The sequence below is a fragment of the Brevibacillus nigriterrae genome (genome assembly GCF_049846925.1).
Lineage (GTDB): Bacteria > Bacillota > Bacilli > Brevibacillales > Brevibacillaceae > Brevibacillus_H.
Genome location: NZ_JBNCMT010000011.1, coordinates 89,718 through 105,843 on the forward strand (window position 1 = coordinate 89,718; position 16,126 = coordinate 105,843).

Here is a 16,126-nt window from a genome sequence, read left to right on the forward strand (position 1 = left end):
TTATATACCCATTTTTTTCTTTGAAAAACGTCTCGATGTTGCCTTACAAGTTTTTTAACATTTTGGTAGTATAAAAGCTATAAATGAAACATCGCTTCAAGGAGGAACCATTCATGTCACGCTATTCTTTTCTCACATTGCTGATTGCCATCGCTGTAGCCGCTAGTATGGTAGGAATCGGCATTTCCATTGCAGAAAAAAGCATTCTTGGTGGAATTGCCTGTGCGATCCTGACCGTTCTGTTCATGGGTGCCGGTTTTGCCTACAAGAAAAAGCACCACGGCTAGCTACCTGCGGATCAGCAGACTGTTTAAATAAAACAAGAGTGAAGTCAAACCGCTTGCTTCCCGAAGCAATCGCCTGGAAATGGTGTAAATTTGAGGTTGCTTGCGGTTTACCTTTCGATCTGCTAAATAAAATGCAACCAGTCCATCTACTATCATTCCATGGAACTGCGGATATGGCAATTGCTCAATATTCGCTTTCGCTTGCTCAATAAAAAATTGCAGTCGGTTCAAAGCTTCCTCATCAGAATGGTAGTAAGAGACAAAATTCAAGTCCCCCCCCACTCGATCTTCCTCCAAATCAATCAGGTAATCCAACAGAATATGTAACCCACAAATCCATGGAAAGTAAGCTTTGTTCAATGTATTCACATACTCTTCGTCCACTTGATGCTGGGTCGCCAAGCAGAACAAAGCAAATATCCCGATAGTAGAGCCCGCAACAGCAGAAAATTCCTGCCAGTAAATTTGTGGACAGAGAGGTTTGTATTTCTCCCACCAGGCGAGAAGTTCACCTTCTCTTTTTTCATGCGCAATGTGCTTGTACACCTGCAAATCACTGTATAAGACGGACAACTCCAGCACTTTGGGCTGTATCGCCTTATAAGAGGGGAGCTTTTTAATTTGCTCCTGACAGGCAAGCACGAGGCTTTTCAGGAATCCGGCATCCTCTTTCTCCGCCCGATACTGATAGTAATCTCGAACGGGAGCATCTGCCACTAGTGCATCCTGCAGGGCATAGTGCAACTGCCTGAAGTCCTCGGGATCTAAAGAGGTGCTGCGGTCACATAAGTTATCAAGGTAATCACTTATCGTCTGATAAGCCACGATCAGTGGTACCAGTGTTTCTACCTCAGACACAAATTGTGCTGCATAAACAGTCCCACCCTCACAATGGAACCGTTTGGAATGCATACTGGCAAGAGCTTGCTTCCTCAGTTCCTTGTCCGGAATGACTTCCGCCTTTTGCAACCAGAAATCAAACGTACGGTCCAAGCACGGTTTCACATGTCGATATACTCGATATAAGAGTTGCAATGGATGTCGTATTGGTTTCCCATTCACGCCCGTTCCTCCCTTATCCCACCATAATTGTAACACAACGTTCTTTTCCTCAGTAAGTATTACACCGTATTACATATTTTTCCCTTTTCATCCAGTTCAACTCCATCTTATTTGTGAATTTTATTCTTGTAATTTTCAGAACTTTCTATATTTCTTGGCCTGACACTTGTATTCGCAAAAAAGAAAGGCAGGGACATTTATATCCCTGCCTTCTTCATTATGGTTCTATTTATGAATGGCGTTTCAGGTGAGTCCAGCCATCCTCTTGTTCAATCAGGCCTAATTTCAACAATCGGCCCATCGCCCGTTTGAATGCGGATTTACTGATGCCGAACTTGTCCTTGATGACCTCTGCTTCAGTTCCGTCTGTATACGGCATCGCTCCGCCCCGGTCTTTGAGATAAGCCAAAATCCGATCAGCATCTTCCTGATAAGATACTTCCTTGCGAGCACGCAGCGACCCGTTGAGACGCCCATCTTCCCTTACATAGCTGACACGACACATCACGGTTTCTCCCAAACGAAGAGGATGAATCATTTCATCGCGGTGGATGTATAAAACGTACTCGTCATCTGTGAGCAGGAATGCTCCGCTGCCAATCACCTTGTATACCGTACCTTCCACCTGCTTGTTTCGCATGTTTGCAGGGGCTGGTTGGGCAATACGCAAAATGATCTCTTCATTTGCCAAACGGGCTAACATCCTGCCATGCTTGTCCCATTTCAAGGTAACCAGCAATCGATCTCCCCGCTTCGGCCACTCTTCCGTTAACTTGGGCAGATCATCCAAGAACAACAGGAGATCCTTGCCAATTTCATTATGCAAAAATACTCCTAACTTCGGATGAACATCAACTACCTCCAGCCAACCGTACTCACCTTCTCGAACGCTGGGCATCTTCATGGTAGCAGCGAGACGATCTTCGTGATCATGATACAGAAATACCTCGACCTGATCTCCCACCTGTACCTCTTCTGTTGTTTCATTCCTATGTAATAGAATTTCTTTGTCGCCATGTTTCAGAAAAAATCCAAACGGCTTCTCTTGCGCAACGGGCAGGGTGATTACCTTGCCTGCATACAATTCATGTAATTGACTCAAAACACTCACTTCCTTACTCGAACATGCCCTAATACTATCATCCTTACTATGCAGAAACAATCAGCATCCATTCAGGTTTTCCTTCACTAAAATTTTCCTTTCCAATTGTGGAATGTGATAAAATAGGCAAGTCCACGTATAAAACACATACACATATCTATGAATTGCAAGTAAAAAGGGATAGGAGCGAATACGATGTTGCAATATATTGAGTCAATGATTCTTGGGATCATTCAGGGACTTACTGAGTTTCTCCCGATTTCCTCAACGGGACACCTGGTATTGTTTGGAAAAATATTCGGGTTGCGTGAAGCTGGTTTATTGTTTGATACTCTTCTACATTTGGGCACATTGATTGCCGTTGTCATTGTTTATTGGGAAGAAGTTAAATATATATTGATGAATCCGTTTAGCAAAATGACTCGCTTGTTAGTGGTTGGGACCATTCCGACTGCCATCATCGGTCTGACCTTCAAAGATTACTTCGAAGAAATTTCTCGGACAGGACAGACCATTGGCTTCGAGTTTATCGCAACCGGCTTTATCATTTGGGCAGTTGAATCCCTTCGTCGAGGGACACGCCGTTTTGACCAGATCAACTATACTGACGCACTATTGATCGGAACATTGCAAGGTGCTGCCATTCTTCCGGCCATTTCCCGTTCCGGTCTGACGATCGCTGGTGCTTTGATGCGAGGAATCGATCGTGCTGAAGCTGCCCGTTTCTCCTTCCTCCTTTCTTTGCCAGCCATTTTGGGTGCAACTGTTCTGCAAACGAAAGACTTGCTGGAACAACCACTGGAATCCGGACAAATGATGCCCATGATCCTTGGTGCCGTGTTTGCTGGTATATCAGGTTATTTTGCCATTCGTTGGATGATTCGCATCATTAGCAATGGTTCGATGAAAGGTTTTGCTGTTTATGTATGGATTCTCGGTGCCATTATCCTTGGGTTGCAATATTTCGGCATGTGGTAGTATTAAAAAAGTCACCTCGTTTTAAAACGACGGTGACTTTTTACTATCATTTGCTGTTTTCTGATTCATCTTTATTGAACCAAAGAGGAGTATCATCTTCGATACCACCATTATAGTTGATGAGTATCTCTTCCCCAGCTTTGATATCTGTGTGAGCATAGAAGTCAAATGTGTGATTATCATAGTTAATCTCATACTTGGCGTTTGGCTGGTAGGAATGGTTAAACAACATACCAAATCCCAAGAGAATGGCCGTATGATCGGGTCCATACTCAAATACGTAATCAGCAAGTAACGTTTTCTCTATGTGCACATGTTCCTTATTAGGATAAGGAATCACTGGTGCTTCATGAATAAGCTCACCTTTTGCTATATCCTTCGTTGCAAAAACGCCCCTGTTGAACTCCCCGTCACTGAGTGTAGAAGTCTTTATTTCAATCATGTTAATCACCTACTTGTTCTTTTGTCTATGGTGCCCCACTTAGTAAGAATGTCAGTTGTTACAGATGAAAGCAACTGTTTTTTTAACTGAACAGCACAACAGCTACCTCAAAATACTGATTAATTCTTATCTGTAAAAAAACCAGCCATCCTTGGCTGGTTTTTCGTTTTCGTAAGCCTATCCTGCCGAATGACGCTCCATCCGCTTTTTGCCGGAAACTTTCAACGCATATAACACAACTGCCCATACGGCTGTCGCCAGGAACGAAGTGGAAAGCCACGTATCAGTTCCCAGAAGCAGATACATAACAACATGGGCAACAAATGCACCGACTATCCAGCCAATAAGGTTCATCCTGCTCATAAATACCCAAAATGTGTTCATCCGCACATCCTCCTTCAAAGCAGTTTTTCCTGAAGGCGTGGCGGCTATTCATGTTGTTTTTGGGAGATTACGCCGATTTCGTTTCCTTTACAAGAAATCCTGCCTTTTGCAAAATTTCAGCGAGGTCCACAACAGGCGTATTGGCAACCTGTGCAAAGTTCTTCTTCGTATGCAAATGAATGGCGTCAGGGAAGTCTTCTCTCAGTTGCGCCCGAAGCTTCATGCCACTTTCATCTTCATCTGTAAAAATATAAACATCGGAAGAAATCGGAATTCGATTTAACAATTGTTCTGACTTCACAGAGCTATAAGATCCATGAGTACATATAATTGTGACGGGTTCAGCCAATACACGAAGCAAGCGTTCCTTGTCAGATTTGCCTTCAACAATGATCGTGCGTGTGTACATATTTCTCCCTCTCCCTTCCTGCTACCTGTACTTCAAGTATAACAGAAGAGAACATTGTTTGACGTGTATGATCATTCCTTTTTCGCTAGGAAGTGGAGAGAGTAAGCTTCAATCCGAATCCACACAATAAAGTATCTTGAAAGGGGGTATACACATGAGCAAATGGAAGCATGCAGACAACCTTAACAAAAAAGGGCTTGCTGTTGAGGGCTTAACCAGCAGTACAGTTGCTGATGATACACATACCGAATCGAATCAGGGCAACAGCAGGCAATACAAACAACAAACATCCAAGCAAAAATAAGCTCTAACCCTTTGGACGGAATACCAGAGCAGCCAAAAACGCAAAAACAATCGCAGCAGAAACACCTGCACTCGTCACTTCAAAAATCCCTGTAACGACACCAATCAATCCGTGCTGCTCTGCCTCTGCCATCGCTCCATGAACCAAGGCATTGCCAAAACTCGTAATCGGAACAGATGCCCCCGCCCCTGCGAAATCAATCAAGGGCTCATACAAACCGACACCATCCAAGACAGCACCAGCCACGACGAGAGCAGACATCGTATGTGCTGGTGTTAGTTTTATTACATCCATCAAAAACTGCCCGATTAAACAGATGGTTCCTCCAACAACAAACGCCCAAAAGTAAATCATGCCATACCTCCTATTCCACCCTTTCCATAGCAACTGCATGTGCGATGCTTGGAATACTCTCCCCCTGTTGAAACGTCAATGGAGATAGTAATGCTCCCGTAGCCACGACGAGTATTCTTCTCCACTCCCCTTTTCGCAATCTGGGCAGTAAATGCCCATACGTTACGGTTGCACAGCATCCACATCCACTCCCTCCGGACCAGACGGATGGATTATCACCATAAATCAGCATTCCGCAGTCGAGATATTTCTCTGGTGGAATCGCTACCTGATACTCCTGAAACATCGATTGAAGGATGGTATGCCCGACTTTCCCCAGATCACCAGTGAAAATCATATCGTAGTGATCATAGGGTAACTGCAGATCACGGAAGTGTGCAGTAATCGTTTCAAATGCAGCAGGAGCCATGGCCGCTCCCATGTTAAATGGATCAGTTAAACCCATATCAACAATTTTCCCGATGGTAGCAGACGTTGTCACAACCCGATTCCCTGTACCTTCTTTTGCGACAACGGATGCTCCAGCCCCCGTCACAGTCCATTGTGCTGTCGGAGGCTTTTGTGAACCGTACTCAGTCGGGTACCGATATTGCTTTTCTGCGGCTCCATTATGACTGCTGGTTCCTGTAAGCACGACATCTGCTTGATTACTATCGATTAGCAATGATGCTAGTGCCAACCCCTCCATTGAAGTAGAGCACGCTCCAAAGATACCTATGTAAGGTAAGCTTAACGTTCGAGCAGCAAAGCTGGATGAGATAATCTGGTTCATCAGATCTCCAGCGATCAAGTAGTTTACTTGATCTTTTTGGAGCTCAGCCTTTTGCACCGCTTTATCACACGCCTCTTCCAGTAATACCTTCTCTGCTTTTTCCCAACTTTTTTGTCCCAGTGACAAATCCCCGTGCAGGATATCAAAATCGTCGGCTAATGGACCTTTTGCCTCGAATGGACCGCCAATAGCAGAAGATGCAACGATGACAGGTTTACTTGGGAAAACCCACGTTTGATGCCCTTGCTTCATCGGTCAGCCCCCCATCTTGATGAGTGTCTTAATAATCCCAATCACAAAAGCAGATGAAACGCCAAAAACAATGACAGAACCAGCCAGTTTAAACATATTGCCGCCTACACCCAGGACGTAACCTTCGCTTCGATGCTCAATCGCAGCAGATGCCATCGAATTGGCGAAACCCGTAACCGGAACGGAGGTACCAGCACCAGCCCACTGTGCAATTCGGTCATAAACACCAAACCCTGTTAATAACACAGATATGAGAATGAGTACCGCTACTGTCGGATTAGAAGCTGTCTTTTCCGTAAAGTCGAAGTATCGAATGAACATATCCTGAATGGCTTGTCCCAGGACACAAATCAAACCACCTACTACAAATGCTTTGGTGAAATTAGCTGCAAATGGTCTTGGCGGCTCATAACGTTTTGCCAATCGCTGATAGTATTGTTGGGTTGGTGTTAGTTTTTTCATCTTTTGATTTGCCATAACAAAGATCACCTTTACCTATCGATTTAACAGCGGATTCACCTGATCCATTACATGTTGAATGCGTTTTGCGTACTCCGTATAGCTCTGTTTCATCGCTTCACTTTTCGTAGCAAGCGCATATAACTCTAAATCAGCCTGACATTTCTTCAAAGTGGCGTAGGTTAATGGCATCATCGTCGGTTCAGGAACCATCAGTTTATCGTCAAATAAATCCAGGTACAGTTGACCACCCTTATCAACCTGGCCAAGAAATACATTCTCCAAGGCAACACCAGCCTTTGCCAGTTCAACTTTCAGCCATCCCCTGTTTAATCCCAGGTTCGAGAGTGATTCGTCCATGATGGCACCATCCATGATCACCGCTTGAGGCGCTTCTGCCGGGGATACCTGCATGTTAAGTAGCTTGGGTGTTAGCGGTTGCTGATCTGCTTTCAGTAAAACACTGACATCGCCATTGGTTTCCATTACGGCAAATTCAACATCAGCTACTTTGAATACATTTTTCATGCGTAGATGCTCTAAAAAATCTTCAGAGGTTAACCTCTCTTTTTTCAGATTATCCTCTAAAACCTTGCCGTCTTTGATGAGAACGGTTGACTTGCCATCCACAAAATCTCGTATATGCTTGCTTTTTAGAGACAAAAACTCAAGGAGTATCGGCAACGCCGAAAAAATGGCAAGAGAAATCAGGCTATGATAAATGGGACCATCCATATCCGTTGCCATGAAGGCAGCAATAGAGCCGATTGTGATCCCAACTATGTATTCGATGTAGGTAAGCTGGCTGATCTGGCGTTTCCCAAATATCTTTGCCATAGCAAAAAGGATGACAAAGGCAAGGAAAGAACGAATCAAAATGTTGAGTGACTCAGACAAGGTATTCCCTCCTTGGGAGAAAAGAGAGAGGCTTCCCTCCCCCTTTTGTGTGAACTTCCCTGCTTAGAAGCCTTTATATTGAGGCTCCTCTTTTTCCAGTTCATTAACACGATGTTGCAACGAATTGCAGACGGATTGTGTTGCGGTTGCAGCCTGCGCATACAAGTCTTTTGCCTTTTTGTTCTGGGTGCTCAATGCAAACGATTCCAGATTTGCCTGTGCCCCTTTAAGGCTAGCCAAGGTTTGTTTTACCTGTGCTGAAACTGTCATACGTATCACCCCCTCGTCGATATATATCATCAGTGAAAAAAAGCTAATATATTCCGTTTTTCGCTTGGAAATCTCATACAACTTTGATCATCCTTTACGAATCGTTCATTTCTCTGGTATTCTTTTTTGTAAAAAATATTTGATTGATTCTAGAAATGAGGGAGCTCTGGTGACATCAATATGGAAAAACCGCTCGTTTGTCTCACTGTGGCTCGCCCAGGTAGCATCTAACATAGGCGATCAGTTCTACAGCATCGCATTGCTCTGGTACTTGTTACAACAAACCAAATCCGCTTCAGCGCTAAGTTTGATCGCCATACCCGACATGGTCGCCGGATTTTTATTTTACCTAATTGGCGGTATTCTGGCTGATCGGTACAACCCTCGAACGCTGATGATTGGGGCTGACATGGCACGTCTCATCCTCGCTGCAGTCGTTAGCAGCCTTGTTTTGATGAAGGTCGATCACCTCTTCTTCTTTCTTGCCATTCAATTTGGAATTGGTGTTTTCTCAACACTGTTTCATCCATCACGCACAGTTGCCTTGAAGGCCGTTGTACCGTTGGGACAGCTCCAGCAGGCTAATGCCATTTTGGACACGACCTTCCGAACCATTCGAATCGCAGCGCCGATGACAATTGGTGTGATTGCCTCGGTTCTGCCATTAGCTGTTTTGTTTTTTGCCAATGCCCTAAGTTACTTTCTTTCAGCAATCTTTATTTATCTATTGAATCTGTCATCACGTGAACAAGGGAGCGTCAATCACAAACAACCATCAAAAGCATCCGTCTCCCAGTACCTTTCCGATATTCGCTCTGCAGCTAAAGAAGTGCTGTCAAGCCGGTTTCTCTTGTATCTTTTGCTGTTTAACAACATGGGATTTCTCGTATGGCAAGTTTGCTGGAGTGTCGGGTTCCCGGTGCTCGCCGATCAGATCGGCAAAGGTGATGCAGGAATGTTAGGGATTCTCGTAGGTTGCTACGGAGTGGGCAATTTAATGGGGAGCTTGTTCATGACTCGCTTCACCTATCAAAATCACCTTCTTGTCATTCTGAGCGGATGGCTGCTGCAAGCTGTCGGATTCATCAGTTTGTCGCTCTTCATCGAGCAGATACATATCGTCTATGTAGCTGCCGCTATTGCCGGACTAGGGGGGCCACTGATCGGAATTCCTCCTATCACTGCGATTCAAACCAGGGTAACCAATGAAAATACAGGCAAGGTATTCGCATTGAACATGTTGGTATTTACTTTCTTCTGCGTAGTATCCAGTAGTTTGGGGGCTCTCTGGTTAGGCGAATTATCTATCAAGAACTTATTCATGCTAAGTGGGCTCTACTTGCTGATCACTATCATAGGTGGGTACTTCGTCGGTCGCCGAGTCTGGAGTAAATCGGCTTATCAAGAAAATCACCAGATAAATATGTAACAAATGAACAGACTTTGCTTCCGTCATATGCGGGAGAAAGTCTGTTTTTTGTTTGGATAATGCCAACTGTTATAGCAAATTACAGCGTTACAGAATTAAATGTCAGAAACATTCACACTATTTTTACAAAAAGGTGTTCACAAACGAATATTAATGTCATATAATCTAACATAAATTAGATAAATGTAAGATTACCTTACATTAAAAGGAGTGTGGAAAACATGGAACCTACTCTCACAGAGCTTGCCACGGCCATTGATGCCACTTGGGTGATGGTAGCCGCTATTTTGGTTATTTTCATGCAAGGAGGATTTGCGCTGTTGGAAACCGGCTCTACCCGAATGAAAAACGCTGGACACGTCGCCGGAAAAACAATTTTGACCTTCGGTATTTGTTCTCTTGCTTTCTGGGCTCTCGGATTTGGTTTTACGTTTGGAGATGGGAACTCATTCGTCGGCTTATCAGGTTTTTTCTTTAACGGAACAGAAGAGCAGGCGGCAGCAGCCTTCTCGTCACTTTCCTTCAGTTCCATTCCGGTAGGGATCAAATTCTTGTTCCAGTTAGGCTTCGTCGGTGTTTCGCTCGCCATCGCCTGGGGCGGATTTGCAGAGCGTGCCAAATTAAGCGTTTATTTCGTCTTTGGCGTTCTCTTCACCGTTCTGATTTACCCCGTTGTTGGTCACTGGGTCTGGGGTGGAGGTTGGTTGGCTGAACTCGGCATGCAAGACTTTGCCGGCTCAACCGTCGTTCACCTACAGGGAGCCATTGCTGCTTTGGTCGCTACGATTCTTCTGAAACCACGAATCGGTAAATACAATAAGGATGGTTCATCCAATTCACTCCCTGGACACAACCAGGTATATACCGTTCTCGGCGTTATCATATTATGGGTTGGCTGGTTCGGTTTTAATGCCGGTTCAACACTTGGCTCCATTTCCGGTTTCTTCGGCTATGTCGCCATGACAACCAATCTCGCTGCTGCGGCAGGTGCAGTTGCTGCGTTAGTCATCTCTTGGGCGGTTACCGGCAAGGCTGACATTCCCAGCATGCTGAACGGTGTTCTGGCAGCGCTGGTTGCCATTACCGCAGCTTGCGCATTCGTCGAGCCTTGGGCTGCTGTAGTAATTGGTGCCGTTGCAGGTCTGGTTACTTATTTCACATCCATTTATTTCGATCGCCGAGGTATTGATGATCCGGTCTTTGCATTTTCTGTACATGGCATCGCCGGAATTTGGGGTACGCTCTCCACTGGCCTGTTTGCCACTCCTGCCTTGGTAGAGAAAGTAGGAATCGGCACTCCCGGGTTGCTCTACGGCGGTGGGCTGCATCAATTAGGTGTGCAAGCTTTGGGCGTTTTCGGAGCGTTCCTCTATGTATTCGTTGTTTCATTCATCATCCTTTTCTTGATGAAAGCAACAATGGGAATTCGCGTTACCGAGGAAGAGGAAGTGGTGGGTCTGGATTTATCCGAGCACGGGGGATATGGTTATCCAGAAATGTTAGAATCCAAACACTTTGTCTTTGATCGTCAGGAAGGCGGGGAAACACATGGACGCCCATCACACTCTCTTGGCAGATAATCTCGACTATATAAAAAATATCGAGAGCTTTGAAGAATTAGGGGCTATCCGCAGACTATGGTTGCAAAAATGCAAGGGACAGATTGATGATATCAACCTGGTCCATAGTCTGATCAGCCGCCAATGCATACTTCTTTCTATTTCAAAAACAGCAGCGTATGGCATGGGAGATTCACCTCCCGTGCCTTATGCCTTTCTACTGTTTGGAAGTGGCGGTCGGAAGGAACAAACCCTGATGAGCGATCAGGATAATGGCCTGATTTATCAAGTACCTGAGTGGTTCTCGACAGCAGAACAGGACGAGGTACACCGTTACTTTCAACAATTGACACATGAATTAACGCTCGGACTCTCGATTACTGGCTACCCTCCCTGCGAAGGAAACGTGATGTCATCCAATCCGCGTTGGCGTGGCCCATGCTCTCATTGGAATCACCTGATTTCCAGTTGGTGCGAGGAACCGACTTGGGAAAACGTACGACACCTTCTCTTACTCAGTGATGCACGCCTGTTAATCGGTGACGAGTCCATTTACAAAGAGTTTCGAGATACTTTTTTTCAGGAAACAAGCCAATCACCCTTTTTACTCTCTCGATTCGTCAGCAATACACTGCATCATCAAGTTCCGCTCGGTTGGTTTGGTCGCCTGCTTCCCGAGATTAACGGTAAATATCGTGGTGCAGTCAATATCAAAAACGGTGTCTACCTGCCTTTCGTTAACTGTATCCGCTTGTTTGCGATTGCACACAACATCAGGCACACACCTACGCTGGAACGGCTACACTGCTTGTCTGAGATGAGTGTATGGAATTCTGTTCTTTGTCAATCGATCCATCATCACTTCACAGAGGTTGTCAATCTTCGTATTCTCGCATCGCAACAATGGGAGGACGGCCTCTATCAGAGCAACAGCTATCTCAAATTGACTGACTTGACCAAGCTGCAGCGCTCCACTCTGAAAGACGCTATGAAACTCGCACTTCAACTTCAACAGATGACAACTCGTGCTTACGCAAAAGCAGAGTAGCATTTCTCTCGATTTTTAAGATGGAGGAAATGGTATGAAACCAAACTGGAATCCGTTGCATCGGATTTGGAATATGTACCAGGCTAATGAGGTTCCTTCTTCTCTGTCTTCTGCTGTCTCCGGGAGCGATCCGCATCACCTTGCTTTTTTGAGACAAATGAATAAGGACCTTCGCTATATCAACAGTAGTCAAATCCCACTGGCAGACTGGGAAGTGGTCGTTGTCGATTTGGAGACAACTGGTTTTCAACCACATCACGGTGATGAAATCATTATGATCGGTGCCGTAGCCATGCGTGGAACGCAAATACTGGAGCAAGAGAATTTTTCTACGCTCGTGAACCCCAAAAGAACGCTGCCTGCACATATTGAACGGTTAACCGGCATTACCGCTGAAACACTTCAAGTAGCTCCTGATCTGATATCGGCTCTATCCCGTTTCTTTCAATTCGTGGGGAACCGCACGCTCATTGCTCATCATTCACGTCATGAACGAGACTTTTTTCAGTCTGCACTGTGGAAATCGAGTAGGGCCAAATTTGTCCATCGCCTGCTAGACACAATGACCCTGATTCGACTCATCGAAAAAAACATTTCGGACTCATCTCTGGATACACTCTGCGCAAGGCATCAAATCCCTATTTCCCACCGACACAACGCCTACCACGATGCGCTTGCAGCCGCCAAACTTTGGGCTATTTATTTGGACAAAACAATCCAACTGGGGCTTCATGATTTGCAAGATGTATATCAAAGAATCAGTAGGCAGTAAGCATCAAATGATGTGACATTTTGTTCATAAAGTATCCACCAAAAGACTCCTAACCCTCATTGAACTTTCACAGGTAGCCATGTACAATGACCATAATTTAACATTACATTTCTATATTATCTTGTTACTAACATTGTCGCATGGCTTACATTTGGAATGTGAAATGGGGTGAACGTGTTGATAGAGTACAATCAAGGGGCAATTCAACGACCAGCCTATATTAATAGGAATGGTATCGACAATCAATCACCGGACTATGCTGCTCACCTGCAAGAAATGCTGAATCAACAGGAAAAATTGATGAGTGGCGTATTGAAAGCAATGAATCAATTATTAATCTCGCCGAATCATAAGGAGGCCATCATCGGAGCACTCTCCCTACTCGGCGAATCACTTGAGACAGACCATATCATTATATTTGAAAATGAACCCAGCACGTTCCCGGAAGATACAGTAACAAGCATTCGGTATGAATGGCATCTACAGGATTCAACCTCTGCCTCACTGCCCCCTCTTCAGCAAATATCATTTGGTGAGCAGGGATTAATGAGATGGTACAATCAATTAGCTCATAATTCACCAATCACAGGTCTGGTGAAGGACTTGCCTTTGTCTGAGAAATACTTGCTTACATCACTGGGGATTCTCTCCCTGTTACTCGTCCCTATCTTTCTTAGAGGTTCTTTTTGGGGATTTGCAGGCTTCCTTGACTGCGATAAGGAACGTGTTTGGTCGGAAAATGATATTGCCATCCTGATGACAGCCTCGAACGGATTCGGAGGCGCCATTCACCGGAAACGGACAGAACAACAACTTCGCCAAGCGCTTGAAGATAACAATCTGCTTGCAACTGCTATTTTGAATACGGATACAGGTGTCATCATCACTGACCCGAACCTTCCGGATAATCCGATTATTTTTGCCAACCAAGGTTTTTCAAATATTACCGGGTATTCTCGAGAGGAAGTTCTCTATCGTAATCCCCGATTATTGCAAGGGCCTGCTACCGACCGACATACCTTGAAACGGATCAATGCGGCGGTCAAGAAAAAAGAATCGATCGTAACGGAATTATGTAACTATCGCAAAGATGGCACTCTTTTCTGGAATGAGATTCGAATCAGTCCGGTTCTTGATACTATGGGAAATTTGCAATATTTCGTCGGATTGCAATCGGACGTAACACGACGAAAACAAGATACTGAACAGTTGAAACTGTACGCCAAGGTCGTAGAGAACACATTGCAAGGCGTAATCATCACTGATAGACACGCAAATATTATTTGGGGAAATGTGGCATTCACAACGACTACCGGATACTCACTTGAAGAGGTAGTTGGCGAGAATCCACGTATTTTCCAATCTGGACTTCACCCCACTGACTTCTATAAAAATATGTGGCTATCATTGAAACAAACGGGGCAGTGGCAAGGAGAGGTCTGGAATCGCCGCAAGAACGGTGATGCTTACGTTGAGTGGCTGAATATCAGTTCCATTGTTGATGAAGTCGGGGAAGTAACCAACTACGTAGCGATATTTTCTGATATAACTGATCGCAAACGCTTTGAACAAGAATTACAAGCTGCCAACGAAAAGCTGAAACGCCTTTCCTCTGTTGACGGTTTGACCAATATTGCCAATCGTCGTTATTTTGAAGAGTTTTTCCAGCGAGAATGGGCACTTGCGATCCGTAACAACACCCCTCTCTCTATCATTATGATTGATGTCGATCACTTCAAAATCTACAACGACACCTACGGCCATCAGGAGGGTGACGAGTGCCTGAAAATCGTAGCAAACACTCTTTCAAAAACAATCAAGCGACCTACTGATTTAGTAGCTCGCTATGGCGGAGAGGAATTTGTCGTTGTTTTACCGCAAACAGACGGTGACGGAGCACTGGTGGTCGCAGAACAGCTTCGAGAGCATGTAGCCAGACTCATGATAGAACATATCAATTCCAAAAGCTGTTCATTTGTCAGTATCAGCTTAGGATTAGCCACAGTCATACCTGATGCCACGATGCACCGTGAGGATTTATTGCACCTAGCGGACCAGGGGCTGTACATGGCAAAACGTCAAGGCGGTAATCGAGTTCGTTTTGTGTAGGGCTATTGCTTGATTCCCAGCATCCCCTTGCACATCAAAACAAGCGTGCTTCTCACTTCTGACATGGACTCCTGTTCACCACGGTACATATTTCGAATTACCGTTATTCCTACCATGCCAAACAACGCAGATGCGAGTGTGTGCACTTCAAGATCTGCATGAATGCAACCTTTTTGCTGAAGGGACGAAAGGTACTTTTCAAGAGTTGCGAAATAATCGGCTAACAAGACTCGAATAATCTCATCTCTTTTTTGATTGCCAGAAGTAAAGTTAAGTAGTAATAGACACAATTCTTGTTGTTCGTAGAAAAAGCGGATATGCTCATCCAACACTGCCAATAGACGTTCTTCCACAGAATGTGACTCATCCTGAATGGTTTCCGTGATCCGGTCGATGAGCATGCCTACGCCTTTTTTGTTTACGTAATAGAACAAATCTTCCTTTGTTTTGAAGTGATAGTACAGGGTACCTTTTGCTACCTGAGCAGTGTCAGCTATGACATCCATCGTAGTTTCACTATATCCGTATTGTGAAAACGCTCGCAACGCACACATTGCTATATGATCCTTTTTGGGTATGCGCATCAACTTGTCCCCCTTTCTCTTTTCTGTTCATTATGACACAAGAGAATCAACCCGACCAGAATAGAAAAAATAATTAGATTTTTTACCAAAAAAACCCTCAGAACAATTCTGAGGGTTTCGTTTATCTATTGCATTATCCCATGAAGTTATAAAATGTGTCTGTATTTGTATTTTGAGCAGGTTTTTCAGGTTCAACTTTGTGTGCAGGGAAGGAGTTGTACTTGAACTCATCTACACCTTGTACTGCTGGTGTTGTCACATTTTGTACCGGATTCATCGGGAAGGAGTTGTACTTGAACTCATCTACACCTTGTACTGCTGGTGTTGTCACGTTTTGAACCGGGTTCATCGGGAATGAATTGTATTTGAACTCATCCACACCTTGAACTGCTGGAGTAGTTACATTTTGTACCGGGTTCATTGGGAAAGAGTTGAAGTGGAACTCATCTGTACCCTGTACTGCTGGAGTAGTTACATTTTGTACCGGGTGAGCTGGCAAGCTATTTGGATTGAATGTAGGTGCTGTTACTTCTTCCGCAAAAGCACTTCCTGCAAAAGCAACGTTTAATGCGAATACGGAGCTCAACACTGCTACCATCATTTTGTTCTTTTTCATACAAAACCACACCTTTATCGTATATTTTTGTATTGAC

Annotated in this window: 20 protein-coding genes; 8 read left to right on the top strand and 12 right to left on the bottom strand. The window is 44.6% G+C overall.

The features are described from left to right. Positions 1-113: 113 nt before the first annotated feature. Entirely contained in the window at positions 114-287 is a 174-nt protein-coding gene (locus ACPW7N_RS10435) for a DUF5325 family protein (RefSeq protein WP_425651015.1), read from the top strand. On the opposite strand, the gene ACPW7N_RS10440 is transcribed toward ACPW7N_RS10435, so the two are convergent. Both ACPW7N_RS10440 and ACPW7N_RS10445 read right to left on the bottom strand, forming a co-directional pair. Beyond that, a complete protein-coding gene (locus tag ACPW7N_RS10440; protein WP_425651016.1) occupies positions 288-1,349 on the bottom strand; it encodes a tetraprenyl-beta-curcumene synthase family protein in 1,062 nt (353 codons plus the stop codon). A gap of 229 nt (positions 1,350-1,578) precedes the next feature. After that, positions 1,579-2,460: a CvfB family protein gene (locus tag ACPW7N_RS10445; protein WP_425651017.1), complete on the bottom strand. Its 882-nt coding sequence runs from the start codon at positions 2,458-2,460 to the stop codon at positions 1,579-1,581. A gap of 186 nt (positions 2,461-2,646) precedes the next feature. Here ACPW7N_RS10445 and ACPW7N_RS10450 point away from each other — a divergent pair, with 186 nt between their 5' ends. Beyond that, positions 2,647-3,429, top strand: coding sequence for an undecaprenyl-diphosphate phosphatase (locus tag ACPW7N_RS10450; protein WP_425651018.1), 783 nt, complete (start codon positions 2,647-2,649; stop codon positions 3,427-3,429). Positions 3,430-3,475: 46 nt separating this feature from the next. Here ACPW7N_RS10450 and ACPW7N_RS10455 read toward each other — a convergent pair whose 3' ends face one another. The 3 genes from ACPW7N_RS10455 to ACPW7N_RS10465 all read right to left on the bottom strand — a co-directional run bounded on the left by ACPW7N_RS10455 (position 3,476) and on the right by ACPW7N_RS10465 (position 4,664). Then, positions 3,476-3,871 carry an SET domain-containing protein gene (locus ACPW7N_RS10455; RefSeq protein ID WP_425651019.1) on the bottom strand — a complete coding sequence of 132 codons (396 nt, stop codon included), beginning with the start codon at positions 3,869-3,871 and terminating at the stop codon, positions 3,476-3,478. Positions 3,872-4,048: 177 nt separating this feature from the next. After that, positions 4,049-4,255 (bottom strand): hypothetical protein, encoded by a 207-nt coding sequence (locus tag ACPW7N_RS10460; protein WP_425651020.1) that lies wholly within the window; start codon positions 4,253-4,255, stop codon positions 4,049-4,051. A gap of 67 nt (positions 4,256-4,322) precedes the next feature. Further along, positions 4,323-4,664: a toprim domain-containing protein gene (locus ACPW7N_RS10465; protein ID WP_425651021.1), complete on the bottom strand. Its 342-nt coding sequence runs from the start codon at positions 4,662-4,664 to the stop codon at positions 4,323-4,325. A gap of 154 nt (positions 4,665-4,818) precedes the next feature. On the opposite strand from ACPW7N_RS10465, the gene ACPW7N_RS10470 reads away from it, so the two are divergent. After that, positions 4,819-4,968 carry a hypothetical protein gene (locus ACPW7N_RS10470; RefSeq protein WP_425651022.1) on the top strand — a complete coding sequence of 50 codons (150 nt, stop codon included), beginning with the start codon at positions 4,819-4,821 and terminating at the stop codon, positions 4,966-4,968. 3 nt (positions 4,969-4,971) lie between these two features. On the opposite strand, the gene spoVAE is transcribed toward ACPW7N_RS10470, so the two are convergent. The 5 genes from spoVAE to ACPW7N_RS10495 form a co-directional block, all read right to left on the bottom strand. Beyond that, positions 4,972-5,322: a stage V sporulation protein AE gene (gene spoVAE, locus ACPW7N_RS10475; protein WP_425651023.1), complete on the bottom strand. Its 351-nt coding sequence runs from the start codon at positions 5,320-5,322 to the stop codon at positions 4,972-4,974. A 10-nt stretch (positions 5,323-5,332) separates the two neighbouring features. Then, positions 5,333-6,346: a stage V sporulation protein AD gene (gene spoVAD / locus ACPW7N_RS10480; RefSeq protein ID WP_425651024.1), complete on the bottom strand. Its 1,014-nt coding sequence runs from the start codon at positions 6,344-6,346 to the stop codon at positions 5,333-5,335. Between the two features lie 3 nt (positions 6,347-6,349). After that, complete coding sequence (gene spoVAC / locus ACPW7N_RS10485) at positions 6,350-6,823, bottom strand: stage V sporulation protein AC (RefSeq protein WP_425651025.1); 474 nt, start codon at positions 6,821-6,823, stop codon at positions 6,350-6,352. 18 nt (positions 6,824-6,841) lie between these two features. Further along, positions 6,842-7,702, bottom strand: a complete 861-nt coding sequence (locus ACPW7N_RS10490; RefSeq protein ID WP_425651026.1) for a DUF421 domain-containing protein — start codon at positions 7,700-7,702, stop codon at positions 6,842-6,844. A gap of 63 nt (positions 7,703-7,765) precedes the next feature. After that, complete coding sequence (locus ACPW7N_RS10495; RefSeq protein WP_425651027.1) at positions 7,766-7,972, bottom strand: DUF1657 domain-containing protein; 207 nt, start codon at positions 7,970-7,972, stop codon at positions 7,766-7,768. A 169-nt stretch (positions 7,973-8,141) separates the two neighbouring features. Between ACPW7N_RS10495 and ACPW7N_RS10500 the strand changes: the two genes are divergently transcribed. The 5 genes from ACPW7N_RS10500 (at position 8,142) to ACPW7N_RS10520 (ending at position 14,889) form a co-directional block, all read left to right on the top strand. After that, entirely contained in the window at positions 8,142-9,401 is a 1,260-nt protein-coding gene (locus ACPW7N_RS10500) for an MFS transporter (RefSeq protein WP_425651028.1), read from the top strand. A gap of 221 nt (positions 9,402-9,622) precedes the next feature. Then, entirely contained in the window at positions 9,623-10,981 is a 1,359-nt protein-coding gene (locus tag ACPW7N_RS10505; protein WP_425651029.1) for an ammonium transporter, read from the top strand. Beyond that, entirely contained in the window at positions 10,950-12,008 is a 1,059-nt protein-coding gene (locus ACPW7N_RS10510; protein ID WP_425651030.1) for a DUF294 nucleotidyltransferase-like domain-containing protein, read from the top strand. The genes ACPW7N_RS10505 and ACPW7N_RS10510 overlap by 32 nt, the downstream gene beginning before the upstream one ends. A 34-nt stretch (positions 12,009-12,042) precedes the next feature. After that, a complete protein-coding gene (locus ACPW7N_RS10515; RefSeq protein ID WP_425651031.1) occupies positions 12,043-12,780 on the top strand; it encodes an exonuclease domain-containing protein in 738 nt (245 codons plus the stop codon). Between the two features lie 177 nt (positions 12,781-12,957). Then, complete coding sequence (locus tag ACPW7N_RS10520; protein ID WP_425651032.1) at positions 12,958-14,889, top strand: sensor domain-containing diguanylate cyclase; 1,932 nt, start codon at positions 12,958-12,960, stop codon at positions 14,887-14,889. Positions 14,890-14,891: 2 nt separating this feature from the next. On the opposite strand, the gene ACPW7N_RS10525 is transcribed toward ACPW7N_RS10520, so the two are convergent. Together ACPW7N_RS10525 and ACPW7N_RS10530 are read right to left on the bottom strand one after the other, a co-directional pair. Beyond that, complete coding sequence (locus ACPW7N_RS10525) at positions 14,892-15,473, bottom strand: TetR/AcrR family transcriptional regulator (protein ID WP_425651033.1); 582 nt, start codon at positions 15,471-15,473, stop codon at positions 14,892-14,894. Between the two features lie 133 nt (positions 15,474-15,606). Next, positions 15,607-16,089 carry a hypothetical protein gene (locus ACPW7N_RS10530; RefSeq protein WP_425651034.1) on the bottom strand — a complete coding sequence of 161 codons (483 nt, stop codon included), beginning with the start codon at positions 16,087-16,089 and terminating at the stop codon, positions 15,607-15,609. Between the last annotated feature and the right edge of the window lie 37 nt (positions 16,090-16,126).